Origin of the sequence: Klebsiella sp. CTHL.F3a (genome assembly GCF_019890895.1) — a bacterium.
GTDB classification, from domain to species: domain Bacteria; phylum Pseudomonadota; class Gammaproteobacteria; order Enterobacterales; family Enterobacteriaceae; genus Klebsiella; species Klebsiella grimontii.
On record NZ_CP082360.1, the window covers coordinates 4,005,389 to 4,021,194 of the forward strand.

The 15,806-nt window shown below is 59.2% G+C and carries 12 protein-coding genes; 6 read left to right on the forward strand and 6 right to left on the reverse strand.

Features of this window, described 5'->3' with window-relative positions:
- Positions 1-126 precede the first annotated feature (126 nt).
- The 5 genes from gsiD to iaaA are packed head-to-tail and all read right to left on the reverse strand — an operon-like array spanning position 127 to position 6,396.
- Complete coding sequence (gene gsiD, locus K7H21_RS18890; RefSeq protein WP_032742081.1) at positions 127-1,038, reverse strand: glutathione ABC transporter permease GsiD; 912 nt, start codon at positions 1,036-1,038, stop codon at positions 127-129.
- Position 1,039: 1 nt separating this feature from the next.
- Complete coding sequence (gsiC, locus tag K7H21_RS18895) at positions 1,040-1,960, reverse strand: glutathione ABC transporter permease GsiC (protein ID WP_004130799.1); 921 nt, start codon at positions 1,958-1,960, stop codon at positions 1,040-1,042.
- Positions 1,961-2,012: 52 nt separating this feature from the next.
- A complete protein-coding gene (gene gsiB / locus K7H21_RS18900; protein WP_004130796.1) occupies positions 2,013-3,551 on the reverse strand; it encodes a glutathione ABC transporter substrate-binding protein GsiB in 1,539 nt (512 codons plus the stop codon).
- A gap of 37 nt (positions 3,552-3,588) precedes the next feature.
- On the reverse strand, positions 3,589-5,442 hold the full coding sequence (gene gsiA / locus K7H21_RS18905; RefSeq protein ID WP_223035284.1) for a glutathione ABC transporter ATP-binding protein GsiA: 1,854 nt from the start codon (positions 5,440-5,442) through the stop codon (positions 3,589-3,591).
- Between the two features lie 12 nt (positions 5,443-5,454).
- Complete coding sequence (gene iaaA, locus K7H21_RS18910) at positions 5,455-6,396, reverse strand: beta-aspartyl-peptidase (protein ID WP_004130794.1); 942 nt, start codon at positions 6,394-6,396, stop codon at positions 5,455-5,457.
- A 177-nt stretch (positions 6,397-6,573) separates the two neighbouring features.
- Here iaaA and moeA point away from each other — a divergent pair, with 177 nt between their 5' ends.
- The 6 genes from moeA to K7H21_RS18940 all read left to right on the forward strand — a co-directional run bounded on the left by moeA (position 6,574) and on the right by K7H21_RS18940 (position 14,479).
- Positions 6,574-7,809: a molybdopterin molybdotransferase MoeA gene (gene moeA, locus K7H21_RS18915; protein WP_004130793.1), complete on the forward strand. Its 1,236-nt coding sequence runs from the start codon at positions 6,574-6,576 to the stop codon at positions 7,807-7,809.
- Entirely contained in the window at positions 7,809-8,564 is a 756-nt protein-coding gene (moeB, locus tag K7H21_RS18920) for a molybdopterin-synthase adenylyltransferase MoeB (RefSeq protein WP_004130792.1), read from the forward strand. Before moeA ends, moeB begins: the two co-directional genes overlap by 1 nt.
- 152 nt (positions 8,565-8,716) lie before the next feature.
- The gene (locus K7H21_RS18925) at positions 8,717-9,616 is read left to right on the forward strand and encodes a glycyl-radical enzyme activating protein (RefSeq protein ID WP_087830045.1); all 900 of its coding nucleotides are present in this window, start codon (positions 8,717-8,719) and stop codon (positions 9,614-9,616) included.
- A gap of 4 nt (positions 9,617-9,620) precedes the next feature.
- Positions 9,621-12,053 carry a formate C-acetyltransferase/glycerol dehydratase family glycyl radical enzyme gene (locus K7H21_RS18930; protein ID WP_087830042.1) on the forward strand — a complete coding sequence of 811 codons (2,433 nt, stop codon included), beginning with the start codon at positions 9,621-9,623 and terminating at the stop codon, positions 12,051-12,053.
- A gap of 208 nt (positions 12,054-12,261) precedes the next feature.
- A complete protein-coding gene (locus tag K7H21_RS18935; protein WP_004130787.1) occupies positions 12,262-13,077 on the forward strand; it encodes a Cof-type HAD-IIB family hydrolase in 816 nt (271 codons plus the stop codon).
- 136 nt (positions 13,078-13,213) lie between these two features.
- A complete protein-coding gene (locus tag K7H21_RS18940; RefSeq protein ID WP_223035285.1) occupies positions 13,214-14,479 on the forward strand; it encodes a DUF1479 domain-containing protein in 1,266 nt (421 codons plus the stop codon).
- Here the strand turns inward: K7H21_RS18940 and K7H21_RS18945 are convergent.
- Entirely contained in the window at positions 14,476-15,576 is a 1,101-nt protein-coding gene (locus K7H21_RS18945; RefSeq protein WP_004130783.1) for a LacI family DNA-binding transcriptional regulator, read from the reverse strand. The two genes, K7H21_RS18940 and K7H21_RS18945, sit on opposite strands and share 4 nt — an antisense overlap.
- Positions 15,577-15,806: the final 230 nt, after the last annotated feature.

Consider the following 15,806-nt stretch of genomic DNA (forward strand, 5'->3'; position numbering starts at 1 on the left):
TTTCGCCCGCTAACCGTATCCCGGATAACGGCGCTCGCGCGCCTTATCCGGACGACAAAACCGCACAGGATTAACGTGCGGAGTGCTTTCCCGGACACCTGTCCGGGCTGCACAATCCTCGAACGCCTACCCTTTTATCCTCGGATCCAGCGCATCGCGTAGTCCGTCACCCAGCAGGTTAAACGCCAGCACCGTCAGGAAAATCGCGATTGCCGGGAACAGCGCCACGTGCGGCGCCATCACCATATCCGCCCGCGCTTCGTTGAGCATCGCCCCCCACTCCGGCGTCGGCGGCTGCGCGCCAAGCCCCAGAAATGACAGGCTGGCGGCGGAGATAATCGACACGCCAATACGCATTGTAAAGTAGACCACAATCGACGATACCGTTCCGGGCAAGATGTGATTAAACAGGATGTTGGCATCGCTGGCGCCAATGCTGCGCGCCGACTCAATAAAGGTCTGCTGCTTAAGCACCAGGGTATTACCGCGCACCAGACGCGCAAATGCCGGGATCGAGAAGATCGCCACCGCGATAATCACGTTCGACATTCCGCTTCCCATTACCGCCACGACCGCAATTGCCAGCAAAATCCCCGGGAAAGCGAACAGCACGTCACAGATACGCATAATGATGCGATCCCACCAGCCTTCGTAGTATCCGGCCAGTAGTCCAAGTACGGTGCCAATGGTCGCGCCGATGAATACCGCCAGTACCCCTGCGGCCAGCGAGATCTGCGCCCCCACCAGCACCCGACTGAAGATATCCCGCCCCAGCGAATCAACGCCGAACCAGTGCATCATCGACGGGCCGTCGTTGAGCCGGTCGTAGTCAAAATAGTTTTCCGCATCGAACGGCGCAATCCACGGCGCCACGATCGCCACCGCGATCAGCAGCAGGACAAATATCCCAGCCCCCATCGCCACCGGCTGACGGCGAAACCGCCGCCAGAACTCGTGCCATGGGGTACGTATCTGCCCGGGTTTAATCCCCGGCATCGCGTTGATAACCGCTTGTCTTCTCCAGTTGAGCAATCGCACCTTACTTGTACCTGATAGCTGGATTAATGGCGGCATACAGCACGTCCACCACTAAATTAATAAGAATAAACTCCAGCGAAAACAGGAGGACTTCCGCCTGAATCACCGGATAGTCGCGCATCTCCACCGAGTCCACCAGCAGACGTCCGAGGCCTGGCCAGTTAAAGACCTTCTCCACCACGATTGACCCCCCGAGCAAAAAGCCGAACTGCAGCCCCATCATGGTCACCACCGGGATCATCGCGTTGCGCAGGCCGTGCTTGAGCACCACCAGCGTTTCGCTGACGCCTTTCGCCCGCGCGGTACGCATGTAATCTTCATGCAGGACATCAACGAACGAGGCGCGGGTAAAGCGCGCCATTACCGCCGCCACCGCGGCGCCCAGGGTCAGCGAAGGCAGAATATAGTGGCGCCAGCTGTCTGCGCCCACCGTCGGCAGCCAGCCCAGCTCAACGGAAAAGACCTGCATCAACAGCATGCCGAGCGCAAACGCCGGGAACGAGATCCCAGTCACCGCCAGCGCCATCCCCAGGCGATCCGGCCAGCGGTTGCGCCAGACTGCCGCCACGATCCCCGCCGCCATCCCGAACACCACTGCCCAGCTCATGCTGGCGAGCGTCAGCCAGAATGTCGGCATAAAACGGCTAGCGATTTCGCTGCTTACCGGGCGACGCGAGGCCATCGAGGTACCGAAATCCCCCTGCACAATATTGCTGATATAGTGCCAGAACTGCACGTGCAGCGGCCGATCGAGCCCCAGCTGCTGGCGCACCATTCCCACCACCTGAGCGTCAGCTTCCGGCCCGGCAATCAGCCGCGCCGGATCCCCGGGCAGCATATGCACGAACAGAAACACCAGCACCGCCACAATCAGCAGCGTGGGGATGAGCCCCAGCAGGCGTTTAATCACATAATTGAGCATGCTTCTCCTTGCGCGAAGTCCCCGCAGCCTGCGCCCGGGGACCCACAGCTATCTACTTAAGATCCGCCTGTTCAAAGCTAAATCCGGTATCCGGCTGGATATAGAATCCGGTCAGATTTTTACTGTGTGCTGAGACCAGTTTTTCGACCACCAGCGGCACCCACGGCGACTCTTTCCAGATAGTATCCTGCGCGTCCTTATACAGCCGCGTTTTTTCCTGCGCATCGGTGGTTTTCAGCGCGTCGTTGAGATCTTTATCGACCTGAGGGTTGCTATAGAAAGCGGTATTAAACAGGGTCGGCGGCCAGTTTTGCGACGCGAAAAGCGGCGACAGCGCCCAGTCCGCTTCCCCGGTCGACGCCGACCAGCCTGTGTAGAACATGCGTACGCCGCTCTCTTTCTGCCCCTTACCTTCCACCTCCGCCGCGCGTTGACCCGCATCCATCGCCGTCAGTTGCGCTTTAATGCCCACCTGCGCCAGCTGCTGCTGGGTAAACTGCAGCACTTTCTGCGCCGTGCTGTGGTTGTGAGACGACCACAGCGTGGTGCTAAATCCATTGGGATAGCCGGCCTCTTTCAGCAGCTCGCGGGCCCTGGCCGGATCGTACGGCCAGGCGCTGTAGGTTTCAGCGTAGGCAATAGACGGCGGCACCACGCCGGTCGCCGGGGTGGCATAGCCCGCAAAGGCCACTTTCACCAGCGCCTGACGGTTGATGGCGTAGTTAATCGCCTCGCGCACTTTAGGGTTATCGAACGGCTTCTGCGTCACGTTCATGCTGATATAGCGCTGCATGATCGATGGGCTGGCCACCAGCTCCAGCTTGCTGTTTTTCGCCAGCAGCGGCGCCTGCTCGTAGGGGATCGGGAACGCAAACTGCGCTTCGCCGGTCTGCAGCATCGCCGCGCGGGTATTGTTATCCACGACCGGACGCCAGGTAATGGAGTCCAGCTTCGGCAGCCCCGGCTGCCAGTAACCTGCGAACTTCTTCACTTTAACGAAGTCGGTCTGATTCCAGGTGTCGAGCTGGTACGGGCCGGTGCCGACCGGATGGAAACCAATCTCTTTACCATATTTCTTCAGCGCCGCCGGAGAAATCATCGCCGTCGCCGGGTGGGCCAGGATATTAATAAACGCCGAGAAAGGCTGTTTGAGAGTAATTTTCACCGTCGTCGGGTCAACCGCCTCGGTGCTGGCGATATTTTTATACAGGTTATAGCGCTTGAGATGATTTTCCGGATTGCTGGCGCGATCGAGGTTGGCCTTGACCGCTTCGGCATTAAACTCGGTACCGTCCTGGAACTTCACCCCCGGGTGCAGCTTAATGGTATAAACCAGCCCGTCCGGAGAAACGGTATAGCTTTCCGCCAGCACGTTATGCAGTTTCATCTCTTTATCCAGGCCGAACAGCCCCTGATAGAAAGACTTCGCCACCGCCTGCGACAGCGTGTCGTTAGCATCATAGGGGTCGAGGGTCGTAAAGTTAGAACCGACCGCCACCACCACATCTTTTGCGGCAAAAGCCGGCGTCGCTGCCAGCGCCGAAGCGACGCCCAGCGCCAACAGCCATTTGCCTGAAACGCGTTGAGTCATGTTGTTCTCCTGAAATGCTGCATTATGGATGTCGTTGTTATCGTGCCAGCACGTCGGCGGCGGACTCTCTGGCGACAAAGTGCCCTGGCCCAACCTGCTGTAACGGCGTACTCACCCCCTCTTCGCCCCGTCTGAAGATATTCCCCGGCAGCTCGTCGGAGAGCAGCACGCGCTGCGGACGACGATGCGCAGGGTCGGCCACCGGAACAGCGGCCATCAGTTTACGGGTATAGGGATGCTGCGGGTTTTCAAACACCGCGCGGCGCGGGCCAATTTCGACAATGCGCCCTCGATACATCACCGCCACGCGGTGGCTGATGCGCTCAACCACCGCCATGTCATGGGAAATAAACAGAAATGCGATGCCCATCTCGCGCTGCAAATCGAGCATCAGATTGATAATTTGCGCGCGTATCGACACGTCCAGCGCCGATACCGACTCATCGGCAATCACCACTTTTGGATTGAGCGCCAGCGCGCGGGCAATACAGATGCGTTGGCGCTGACCGCCGGAAAACTCGTGCGGATAGCGCCAGGCATGTTCCGGCTCCAGTCCGACGCGTTCCAGTAGCCAGGCGACACGTTCACGAGCAGCATCCCCCTCCAGCAGGCGGTGCACGCGCAGCGGCTCCATAATCGAATAGCCCACCGTTTGCCGCGGGTCGAGGGAAGCGTAAGGGTCCTGGAAAATAAACTGGATATCGCGACGCAGCGCCTGAAGCTTACCGCCCGTCAGCGTATCAATCCGCTGACCGTTGAAGGTAATGCTGCCGCCCTGGGTTTCCACCAGACGCAGCAACGCCCGTCCGGTGGTCGATTTACCGCAGCCGGACTCCCCTACCAGGCTTAAGGTTTCGCCGGGCCATAAATCAAAGCTGACTTTTTCGACCGCATGCACTTCACGGGTAATACGGTTGAGAATGCCGCTGCGCAGCGGGAAGCGCGCGACCAGATCGCGAACTTTGAGGATCGGATCCCCGGCCACAACAGTTTTCTGCTCCTCTGGCGACGGGCTTTGGTTCAGCAGCGGGAAACGGCGCGGCAGAGAGGTGCCATGCATCGCGCCCAGCCTCGGCACCGCGGCCAGCAGCGCCTGGGTATAGGGGTGCTGCGGCGCGCGGAAAATCTCCTCCACGCTGCCGGTCTCCACCGCTTCGCCGCGATACATCACCAGCACGCGGTCGGCGATATCGGCCACCACGCCCATATCGTGGGTAATAAAGATAACGCCCATCGACATCTCTTTTTGCAGAACGGCGATCAGCTGCAAAATTTGCGCCTGGATAGTCACATCCAGCGCGGTCGTCGGTTCATCGGCAATCAGCACCGCCGGACGGCAGGAGAGCGCCATGGCGATCATCACCCGCTGACGCATACCGCCGGAAAGCTGATGCGGAAAGCGCGACAGCATGGCTTCCGCTTCCGGAATGCGTACCTGATCGAGCATTTTTTTCGCTTCGCGCAGGGCCTCATCATGCTTCAGGCCCTGATGTAATCGAATCGACTCGGCAATCTGTTCACCGATGGTGAAGACCGGATTCAGCGAGGTCATCGGCTCCTGAAAGATCATCGCCATATCCGCGCCGCGCACGCCGCGCATATCGGCGTCAGACTGTTCGCTCAGCTCAATCACCTGCCGGTTGCGACGACGCAGCAGCAGCGCATCACTGCGCACTTCGCTGACCGCCCGATCGAGCAGGCGCATCAGTGCCAGCGACGTTACCGATTTCCCCGAGCCGGACTCGCCGACAATCGCCAGCGTCTCGCCGCGCCGCAGGGTAAACGACAGGTCGCGAACGGCGGAAAAAGCCTGCGGCTGCTGGCTAAACGCGACGTTCAGGCCGCGCACCTGCAGAACATCATTAGCATCGATTTCTTGACTATGCGGCAACGCCCTTTCCTCTTATTCGCGATAAATACCAATCGTGGGCGTATCACCCGCATAACACCAGGCCCGGTACATGCCTTCGCTATTAAACGGCAGCGCCACGTTGCCTTCACGGTCGACGGCGATCAGGCCACCGCTGCCGCCCAGCGCAGGAAGTTTCTCCATCACCACCCTTTCGCAGGCCTCCTGCAGGCTAAGTTGGCTGTACTCCACCAGCGCCGAAATATCGTAGGCCGCCAGCGTACGCATAAACACTTCGCCGGTGCCGGTACAGGAAACGGCGACGCTGGCGTTATTGGCATAGCAGCCCGCCCCCGGCAGCGGGCTATCGCCGACGCGTCCCGGCAGCTTATTGGTCATACCGCCGGTTGACGTCGCCGCCGCGAGGTTACCCGCCAGATCCAGCGCAACCGCGCCGACGGTGCCCATTTTGTGCCGCTCATCCAGCGGCGCGGCGTGGTGGTCGAGCACGATATCGCCGCCCTCCTGCGCCTGACGCAGCTGCAGCAAGCGCTCGGGGGTCGAAAACAGGCTGTTATCGACGTGTTCCATACCGTGGGTAGCGGCAAACGCTTCCGCCCCCTCGCCAATCAACAGCACGTGCGGGCTCTGTTCCAGCACCAGGCGCGCCGCCAGCACCGGATTACGTAAATGCTGAACTCCCGCGACGGCGCCGGCCTGCAAGCGGCAACCATCCATCACGCAGGCATCGAGTTCATGGCGGGTATCGCGGGTAAATACCGAGCCAATACCGGCGTTAAATAACGGGCACTCCTCCAGCAGCCGGACCGCTTCAGTTACCGCATCCAGCGCGCTGGCCCCGGCCGCCAGCATTTTTTGTCCGCTATCGACAATCGCCGCCAGCGCCGTTACGTACTCCCGCTCACGCGCCGGCGTCATCTGCGCGCGGCTAATCGCCCCGGCCCCGCCGTGAATTGCTATAACCGCCTTACCCATTACGCCGTTCCTTACCGATAAAGTGTATAAATATCATTATCGTGCTGACTGTCCTATACAATTTTTGAATATAGAAAGAGCAGACGATGATGTAAAGCTTGTCCCCTGGTGGGATATAGCCCGCCCCTCTTTTCTGCCATAATAGGCGTTTTCGATGTTTGCCCGCAGGAGAAACACATGGATTTTACCGCCGGACTGATGCCGCTCGACACAGCCCTGACCCAGATGCTCACTCGTATTACGCCGCTGAATGCGACGGAAACCGTACCGCTGTTGCAGGCCTTTTCGCGCGTAACCGCCCATGATCTCGTTTCGCCGCTCAACGTGCCCGGTTTTGATAACTCGGCAATGGACGGCTACGCCGTACGCCTGGCGGATCTCGCCGACGGCGCAGCGCTGCCGGTAGCGGGCAAGGCCTTCGCCGGTCAACCTTATAACGGCGTCTGGCCGGCGGGCGCCTGTATCCGCATTATGACCGGCGCGCCGGTACCGGAAGGCTGCGACGCGGTGGTCATGCAGGAGCAGACCGAACAAACCGATGACGGGATCCGCTTTATCGCCCCGGTGAAAAGCGGGCAGAATATCCGTCGTCTCGGCGAAGATATCGCCCATGGCGCGGTCGTCTTCCCCGCGGGAACACGCCTGACCGCCGCCGAGCTGCCGGTCATCGCCTCGCTGGGCATTGCCGAGGTTGACGTGGTGCGTAAAGTGCGGGTGGCGGTGTTCTCCACCGGCGATGAACTTCAGCTGCCGGGCCAGCCGCTGGCCGATGGGCAAATTTACGATACCAACCGCCTGGCGGTACACCTGATGCTGCAGGAGCTGGGCTGCGAAGTGATTAACCTCGGCATTATTCCCGACGACCCGGCTAAACTGCGCGAAGCCTTTATTCAGGCTGACCAGCAGGCCGATGTGGTGATTAGCTCCGGCGGCGTTTCCGTCGGCGAAGCGGACTACACCAAAGCGATTCTCGAAGAGCTGGGGGAAATCGGCTTCTGGAAGCTGGCGATCAAACCGGGAAAACCTTTCGCTTTCGGCAAGCTTAGCCACAGCTGGTTCTGCGGCCTGCCGGGCAACCCGGTTTCCGCAACGCTGACCTTCTACCAGCTGGTTCAGCCGCTGTTGGCGAAGCTGTCCGGCAACGTCGGGCAAGCTCAGCCGATGCGCCTGCGCGTGCGCGCCGCCTCCGGCCTGAAGAAATCGCCTGGCCGCCTCGATTTTCAACGCGGCGTGCTGCAACGCGGCCCGGACGGCGAGCTGGTGGTTAGCAGCACCGGTCACCAGGGCTCGCATATCTTCAGTTCATTCAGCCTCGGCAACTGCTTTATCGTGCTGGAGCGCGAGCGCGGCAGCGTGGAAGCGGGCGAATGGGTGGACGTTGAGCCGTTTAATCATCTGTTCGGAGGGCTGTAATGAGCGTGGAGTTGAGCGATGCGGAGATGCTGCGCTATAACCGGCAGATTATTCTCCGCGATTTCGATTTTGACGGTCAGGAGCAGCTGAAAGCCTCCCGCGTGCTGGTCGTCGGCCTCGGCGGGCTGGGCTGTGCCGCCGCGCAGTATCTGGCGGCGGCAGGCGTCGGCCAGCTAACCCTGCTCGATTTCGACACCGTCTCGCTCTCCAACCTTCAGCGTCAGACCCTGCACAGCGACGCCGCCATCGGCCAGCCGAAGGTCGACTCCGCCCGCGCCGCGCTGGCGCGGATTAATCCCCACGTTCAGCTCACGGCGCTCAACGCGCGGCTGGAAGACGCGGCGCTGGCGGCGCAAATCGCCGCCCACGATCTGGTGCTCGACTGTACCGACAACGTCGCGATCCGTAACCAGCTCAACGCCGGATGTTTCCGCCATAAAACGCCGCTGGTCTCCGGCGCGGCGATTCGCATGGAGGGGCAAATCAGCGTCTTTACGTATCAGGAAAATGAACCCTGCTACCGCTGCCTGAGCCGCCTGTTTGGCGACAACGCCCTCACCTGCGTCGAAGCCGGCGTCATGGCGCCGCTGGTTGGCACCATTGGTTCGCTACAGGCGATGGAGGCGATTAAGCTGCTGACCCGCTACGGCAGCCCGGCGACCGGCAAAATCGTGATGTACGACGCCATGCGCTGCCAGTTCCGCGAAATGAAGCTGCCGCGAAACCCTCACTGCGAGGTGTGCGGTACGCCCTGACCCTTTTCCGGCGGCACCGCCGCCGGACGTTTTGTGACCCGCCGAGACTTTTTCGCCTCCGTTTCTCCCCCTCGCTGTGCTTGTTGATTTATATCAATGCAACTTTCATTCGAAAGTAATTTAATCTTCATATGCAAATAAGAGGGTGAATCATGATCTTCAACATTCAGCGTTATTCAACCCATGACGGCCCGGGGATCCGCACTGTCGTCTTCCTCAAAGGGTGTTCGCTGGGCTGCCGCTGGTGCCAGAACCCGGAAAGCCGCGCCCGCACGGCGGATTTGCTATATGACGCCCGCCTTTGCCTGGACGGCTGCGACCTCTGCCAGCAGGCTGCGCCGGAGGTGATTACCCGCAAGCTGGACGGTCTGATTATCCACCGCGAAAAGCTCACCGATGCGCATATCGGCAAATTGCGCGACTGCTGCCCGACGACGGCATTAACCGTGTGCGGCGAAGAGAAAAGCGTCGACGAGATTATGGCCACGGTACTGCGCGACAAGCCATTCTACGATCGCAGCGGCGGCGGCGTCACGCTTTCCGGCGGTGAGCCGTTTATGAATCCCGGGCTGGCCCGACAGCTGTTTGAGGCCAGCCACAACGCGGGGATCCACACCGCGGTCGAAACCTGTCTGCACGTGCCGTGGAAATACGTTGAGCCCTCTTTGCCGTTTATCGACCTGTTTCTCGCCGACCTCAAGCACGTTAACGAAGCGATTTTCCAGCAGTGGACGGACGGCAGCGCCCGCCGGGTGCTGAATAATCTGCAGCGCGTCGCGCAGGCCGGAAAGAAAATCATCATTCGCGTGCCGTTGATCCAGGGCTTTAACGCTAACGAAAGCGATATTGCCGCCATTACCGATTTTGCCGCTGACCGCTTAAAGGTCGGCGAGATCCATTTCCTGCCGTACCACACGTTAGGAATGAATAAATACCAATTACTCAGTCAGCCCTATACCGCTCCGGACAAACCGCTTGCTGCCCCCGAGCTGCTCGCCTTCGCGCAGAACTATGCTCAGAGCAAAGGTTTAACGGCGACTCTACGAGGATAACCCTATGACAATATTGAAACTGGATACTCTGAGCCCGCGCATTCAGGCGCATAAAATGGCGCTGGTGCATATCGTTAAGCCGCCGGTCTGTACTGAGCGCGCCCTGCACTATACCGAAGCCTATCAGCAGCACCTGGATAAACCGATCCCGGTACGCCGCGCGCTGGCGCTGGCTCATCACCTGGCGGAACGCACGATCTGGATTAAGCACGATGAACTGATTGTCGGCAACCAGGCCAGCGAAGTTCGCGCGGCGCCCATCTTCCCGGAATACACCGTAAGCTGGATCGAAAAAGAGATCGACGACCTCGCCGATCGCCCCGGCGCCGGTTTTGCCGTTAGCGAAGAGAACAAACGTGTGCTCCACGAAGTGTGCCCGTGGTGGCGCGGTCAAACCGTACAGGATCGCTGCTACGGCATGTTTACCGACGAGCAAAAAGCGCTGCTGGCGACCGGCATTATCAAAGCGGAAGGCAATATGACCTCCGGCGATGCTCACCTTGCGGTCAACTATCCGCTGCTGCTGGAAAAAGGCCTCGACGGCATGCGAGCGAAAGTCGCCGAGCGCCGTTCGCGCATTAACCTGACCGTGCTTGAAGATCTGCACGGCGAGCAGTTCCTCAAAGCCATTGATATCGTGCTGGAAGCGGTCAGCGAACACTGTAAGCGCTACGCCGGGCTGGCGCGCAGCATGGCCGCGACGGAGATCCGCGAATCCCGCCGCGACGAACTGCTGGCGATAGCCGAAAACTGCGATATCATCGCCCACGAGCCGCCGAAGACCTTCTGGCAGGCGCTGCAGCTGTGCTATTTCATCCAGCTGATTCTGCAGATCGAATCCAACGGCCACTCGGTCTCTTTCGGCCGCATGGACCAGTATCTCTACCCTTACTACCGCCGCGACGTTGAGCTGGCACAATCATTGGATCGCGAACACGCCATCGAGCTGCTGCACTGCTGCTGGCTGAAGCTGCTTGAGGTGAACAAAATTCGCTCCGGCTCGCACTCTAAGGCGTCCGCCGGTAGCCCGTTGTACCAGAACGTCACCATCGGCGGCCAGAATCTGGTGGGCGGCGTAGCGCAAGATGCAGTGAACCCGCTCTCCTACGCGATTCTAGAATCCTGCGGTCGCCTGCGCTCGACGCAGCCTAACCTCAGCGTGCGCTACCACGCGGGCATGAGCAACGACTTCCTCGACGCGTGCGTGCAGGTGATCCGCTGCGGCTTCGGCATGCCGGCGTTCAACAATGATGAAATCGTTATTCCTGAATTTATCAAACTCGGCATTGAGCCGCAGGATGCGTACGACTATGCCGCTATCGGCTGCATTGAAACCGCCGTCGGCGGCAAATGGGGCTATCGTTGCACCGGGATGAGCTTTATCAACTTCGCCCGCGTCATGCTGGCAACCCTGGAAGGTGGCCGCGACGCCACCAGCGGCCAGGTTTTCCTACCGCAGGAACATGCGCTGTCAAAAGGTAACTTCGACAACTTCGAACAGGTTCTGGCCGACTGGGATACACAGATCCGCTACTACACGCGCAAATCTATCGAGATTGAGTACGTGGTCGACACCATGCTGGAGGAGAACGTGCACGATATTCTCTGTTCGGCGCTGGTTGATGACTGTATCGAGCGCGCGAAGAGCATCAAGCAGGGCGGCGCGAAATATGACTGGGTTTCCGGTCTGCAGGTCGGCATCGCTAACCTCGGCAACAGCCTGGCGGCGGTGAAAAAGCTGGTGTTCGATCAGGGCGTTATAGGCCAGCAGGCGCTGGCAAAGGCGCTGGCTGAAGACTTCGAAGGCCTGACCCACGAGCAGTTGCGCCAGCGCTTAATCAACGGCGCGCCGAAATACGGCAACGATGAAGACAGCGTGGATATGCTGCTGGCTCGCGCCTACCAGACCTATATCGACGAGCTGAAGCTGTATCATAACCCGCGCTACGGCCGCGGCCCGATCGGCGGCAACTATTACGCCGGTACCTCCTCCATCTCCGCTAACGTGCCGTTTGGCGCGCAGACTATGGCGACGCCGGATGGCCGTAAAGCGCACTCGCCGCTTGCGGAAGGGGCCAGCCCGGCCTCCGGTACCGACCACTTGGGGCCGACCGCGGTGATCAGCTCGGTGGGTAAACTGCCGACCGGCTCAATCCTCGGCGGCGTACTGCTTAACCAGAAGCTGAACCCGGCCACGCTGGAGAACGCGTCGGATAAGCAGAAACTGATGGTGCTGCTGCGCACCTTCTTCGAGGTGCACAAAGGCTGGCATATTCAGTACAACATCGTGTCGCGCGAGACGCTGCTGGAAGCGAAGAAACACCCCGACCAGTACCGTGATTTAGTGGTCCGCGTGGCCGGTTACTCGGCGTTCTTTACCGCCCTGTCGCCGGATGCTCAGGACGATATTATCGCCCGTACCGAGCATACGCTGTAACTAACATCCCCGGCTTGCGTTACGCTTAGCCGGGCTACAGGTTCTTAGCCGTTTGCGGGCCGGAGCCCCGGGTAAGGCGTTTACGCCGCAACCCGGGGTTTTCTCCTGCACATCGGTGAATGCAAACTTTCATTCGAAATAAATTTGTGCTCCCCATCACATTGTAATTAGAATGTTACTGGTCGAAGTTAAGCCAGGAGCATGTGTTATGACCGTTAAAGTTATCGTCACCGATATGGACGGAACTTTTCTCAATGACGCCAAGCAGTATGACCGCTCGCGTTTTCTTGCGCAGTTCGCGCAACTCCAGCAGCAGGGTATTGAATTCGTTGTCGCCAGCGGCAACCAGTACTACCAGCTGATCTCTTTTTTCCCGGAAATCCGCGACCAAATCTCCTTTGTTGCCGAGAACGGCGCGCTGGTTTACGAACACGGTCAACAGCTGTTCCACGGCGAACTTACCCGTCATGAATCCCAGGTGGTAATTGGCGAACTGCTCAAAGATCCGCAGCTCAACTTTGTCGCCTGCGGCCTCGAAAGCGCTTACGTCAGCGATCGCGCGCCCGACGCCTTTGTCGCGCTGATGTCAAAGCACTACCATCGTCTGCAGCGTATTAGCAACTACCATGGCATCGACGATAAGCTATTTAAGTTTTCGCTTAACCTGCCGGATAGCGAAATTCCGCAGCTTATCGACAAACTGCACGTCTCGCTGGACGGCATTATGAAGCCGGTCACCAGCGGCTTCGGCTTCGTCGATTTGATTATCCCCGGCCTGCATAAAGCCAACGGCATCAGCCGCCTGCTGAAGCGCTGGAACATCTCGCCGCAGGCGTGCGTGGCCATCGGCGACAGCGCGAACGACACGGAAATGCTCAAGCTGGTGAAATACTCTTTCGCGATGGCCAACGCCGCCGAAAGCATCAAGGCGGTGTCGCGTTTTGCCACCGATGATAACAACCACGACGGCGCGCTGAACGTCATTCAGGCCGTCCTCGACCACGCCGCCCCCTTCAATCAGTAACGCCGCGCCGGGGTTGACCGCCCCGGCTTCCCGTTTTGTGCACCTCTGCATAATTTTAAACTTGCATTAACTTAATTTTAACTTAAATTATCATATGTAAGATTTAACACTTTCGAATGAAAGATGAGAGGTCATCATGGCTGTTACCCATACCAGTGAAACTTTACCTGCCGACCCTAGGGCGGCTATCCGCCAGATCAAGCAGGAGCTGCGGGCGCAAATCGGCGACGTACAGGCGGTGTTCGATCGGCTGACCGCGCGTATCGCCGCGCGTCTGGAAGAAATTGACGCCCTTAAAGCCAGCGGCCAGGACGTCTGGCCGATAATCCCGTTCGAGGCGATTGCGCGTGGCCAGGTCACGGAGGCCCAGCGCGAGCTCATCAAGCGTTGCGGCTGCGCGGTCATCAAGGGCCATTTTTCTCGTGAACGGGCGCTGGCGTGGGATAACTCAATGCTCGACTATCTCGACCGCAACCATTTTGATGACGTCTACAGAGGCCCGGGCGATACCTTTTTCGGCTCGCTGGAGGCATCACGGCCGGAAATCTATCCGATTTACTGGTCCCAGGCGCAGATGCAGGCGCGACAGAGCGATGAAATGGCTGCCGTGCAGTCGTTCCTCAACCGTCTGTGGACGTTTAACCGCGACGGCAAGCAATGGTTCGACCCGGATGTCAGCGTCATCTACCCGGACCGCATTCGCCGCCGCCCGCCGGGGACCACCTCGAAAGGTCTGGGGGCGCATACCGATTCCGGCGCCCTGGAGCGCTGGCTGCTGCCGGCCTATCAGAAAGTGTTTGCCGACGTGTTTAACGGCAACATTGATGCTTACGACCCGTGGGACGCGGCGCACCGCACCGAAGTCGAAGAGTATACGGTCGACAACACCACCAAATGCTCGGTGTTCCGCACCTTCCAGGGGTGGACCGCGCTCTCCGATATGATCCCCGATCAGGGCCTGCTGCACGTGGTGCCGATCCCGGAAGCGATGGCTTACGTGCTGCTGCGTCCGCTGCTCGATGATGTCCCGGATGATGAACTGTGCGGCGTCGCGCCGGGTAAGGTGCTGCCGATTTCGGAAAAATGGCACCCGCTGCTGATCAAAGCCTTAAGCTCAATTCCGGCGCTGAATGCGGGCGATTCGGTATGGTGGCACTGCGACGTGATCCACTCGGTCGCGCCGGTGGAAAATCAGCAGGGCTGGGGCAACGTGATGTATATTCCCGCCGCGCCAATGTGTGAGAAAAACCTCGCCTACGCGCAGAAGGTCAAAGTCGCGCTGGCGCACGGCGCCTCGCCGGGCGACTTCCCGCGCGAGGATTATGAAGCCAGCTGGGAAGGTCGTTTCACGCTGGACGATTTAAACATCCACGGTAAGCGCGCGTTGGGGATGGCGAATTAATCGTCATATAGCCCCTTCGCTTCAACGGCGGTACGGCGGTTACCGGCGCGTATCCGCCGCACCGAATCACGTACCGCCAGCGTGCCATGCAGGAGTAACGCGCCGTGCGGCGCATCGGGACGGATCAGCCTCTGCTGTAGCAAATGTACCGCTTCAACGCCTAATTCATCGCGCGGGACGTGGACAGCAGTTAGCGGTACATCCTGAATCGCCGCCAGGTTAAAGCCGTCGATGCTCATGACGGAAACATCCTGCGGGACGCGCAAACCGCGTTTTTGTAAAGCGGCGATCGTGCCTGCCGCCATAAAATCACCGCCCACCAGAAATGCCGTCGGCAGTGGGCCGTCGCCGCGCTGATCCAGCCACTCCCCGACTTTTTCCTCGGTATCCCTGGCGCTGAAGTTGGCCACGGCGAGTAAATCCCTGCCATCAACGAAATGGAGATTCCGCGCCCGCCATGCCTGCTTAATGCCCAGCAGACGCAGCTCCATGGTATAGCGACGCAGGCACATCACGTTCATGATCGCCTGATGCCCCATCTCAAACAGATACCGGGCGGCGAACTGGCCGATCAGCCGATGATCCGGTGCGACGGAGGGTAAACGCATTCCAGCGTCATGGCAGTTGATCATCACGCAGGGCTTCGCCAGATCGGCCGCCAGATCGTGAATATGCGGATCGTCGATACCCAATAAAATAGCGGCCTGGGTCGATGCTTCATGCATGCGCTGCAAAAACAAATTGGCATCGCTGTCGTTCTCTTCCAGCGCGCAATAGCGCAGGTGTACCTCATGCGGCATAAGGGCGCTATTGATGCTTTGAATCACCCGATAGTAGTAAATATCCGTGCGTTCATCGAAAGCGCGCTGAGGGGCAAATACCACGAGGTTGTTGAGCAGCATTCGCCCGGCGGCGATCCCCTCCATCACGCCCAGCTCGCGGGCGCACTCCAGTACCCTCTGGCGAGCCCTGGCGCTGGTATTCGCTTTCCCTGCCAGCACCCGCGATACCGTGCTCACCGACAGCCCGGTACGCGCCGCGATTTCGCTCACTTTTAGCTTTTTGTCCATTTTGTGATCGCGCTCTACTTTGCTCATGAAAAAATTTTCATATTGAGAATGTGAATATTTTTAAGCGATTTGGCGATGTCATACTGCGATCTGGATCGTCCCATGAAAATATTTGCAGAATTGTCGCTATTGTCCGCTCGCATTCTCCCTTAGCCTGAATTGGTCCAACACCTTTGATATTAGTCAACCAATAGTGTCGAGACATCAACCTTAACAAACAACGAAATAGAAAATTTTAGCGACAACTCAGCAAGCGG

Excerpts from the sequence above, each read along its gene's own strand:
- gsiC (WP_004130799.1), bottom strand. The coding sequence starts at position 1,960 with ATGCTCAATTATGTGATTAAACGCCTGCTGGGGCTCATCCCCACGCTG.
- gsiB (WP_004130796.1), bottom strand. The coding sequence starts at position 3,551 with ATGACTCAACGCGTTTCAGGCAAATGGCTGTTGGCGCTGGGCGTCGCT.
- iaaA (WP_004130794.1), bottom strand. The coding sequence starts at position 6,396 with ATGGGTAAGGCGGTTATAGCAATTCACGGCGGGGCCGGGGCGATTAGC.
- K7H21_RS18945 (WP_004130783.1), bottom strand. The coding sequence starts at position 15,576 with ATGAGCAAAGTAGAGCGCGATCACAAAATGGACAAAAAGCTAAAAGTG.
- moeA (WP_004130793.1), top strand. The coding sequence starts at position 6,574 with ATGGATTTTACCGCCGGACTGATGCCGCTCGACACAGCCCTGACCCAG.
- K7H21_RS18940 (WP_223035285.1), top strand. The coding sequence starts at position 13,214 with ATGGCTGTTACCCATACCAGTGAAACTTTACCTGCCGACCCTAGGGCG.
- K7H21_RS18930 (WP_087830042.1), top strand. The coding sequence starts at position 9,621 with ATGACAATATTGAAACTGGATACTCTGAGCCCGCGCATTCAGGCGCAT.
- K7H21_RS18935 (WP_004130787.1), top strand. The coding sequence starts at position 12,262 with ATGACCGTTAAAGTTATCGTCACCGATATGGACGGAACTTTTCTCAAT.
- moeB (WP_004130792.1), top strand. The coding sequence starts at position 7,809 with ATGAGCGTGGAGTTGAGCGATGCGGAGATGCTGCGCTATAACCGGCAG.
- K7H21_RS18925 (WP_087830045.1), top strand. The coding sequence starts at position 8,717 with ATGATCTTCAACATTCAGCGTTATTCAACCCATGACGGCCCGGGGATC.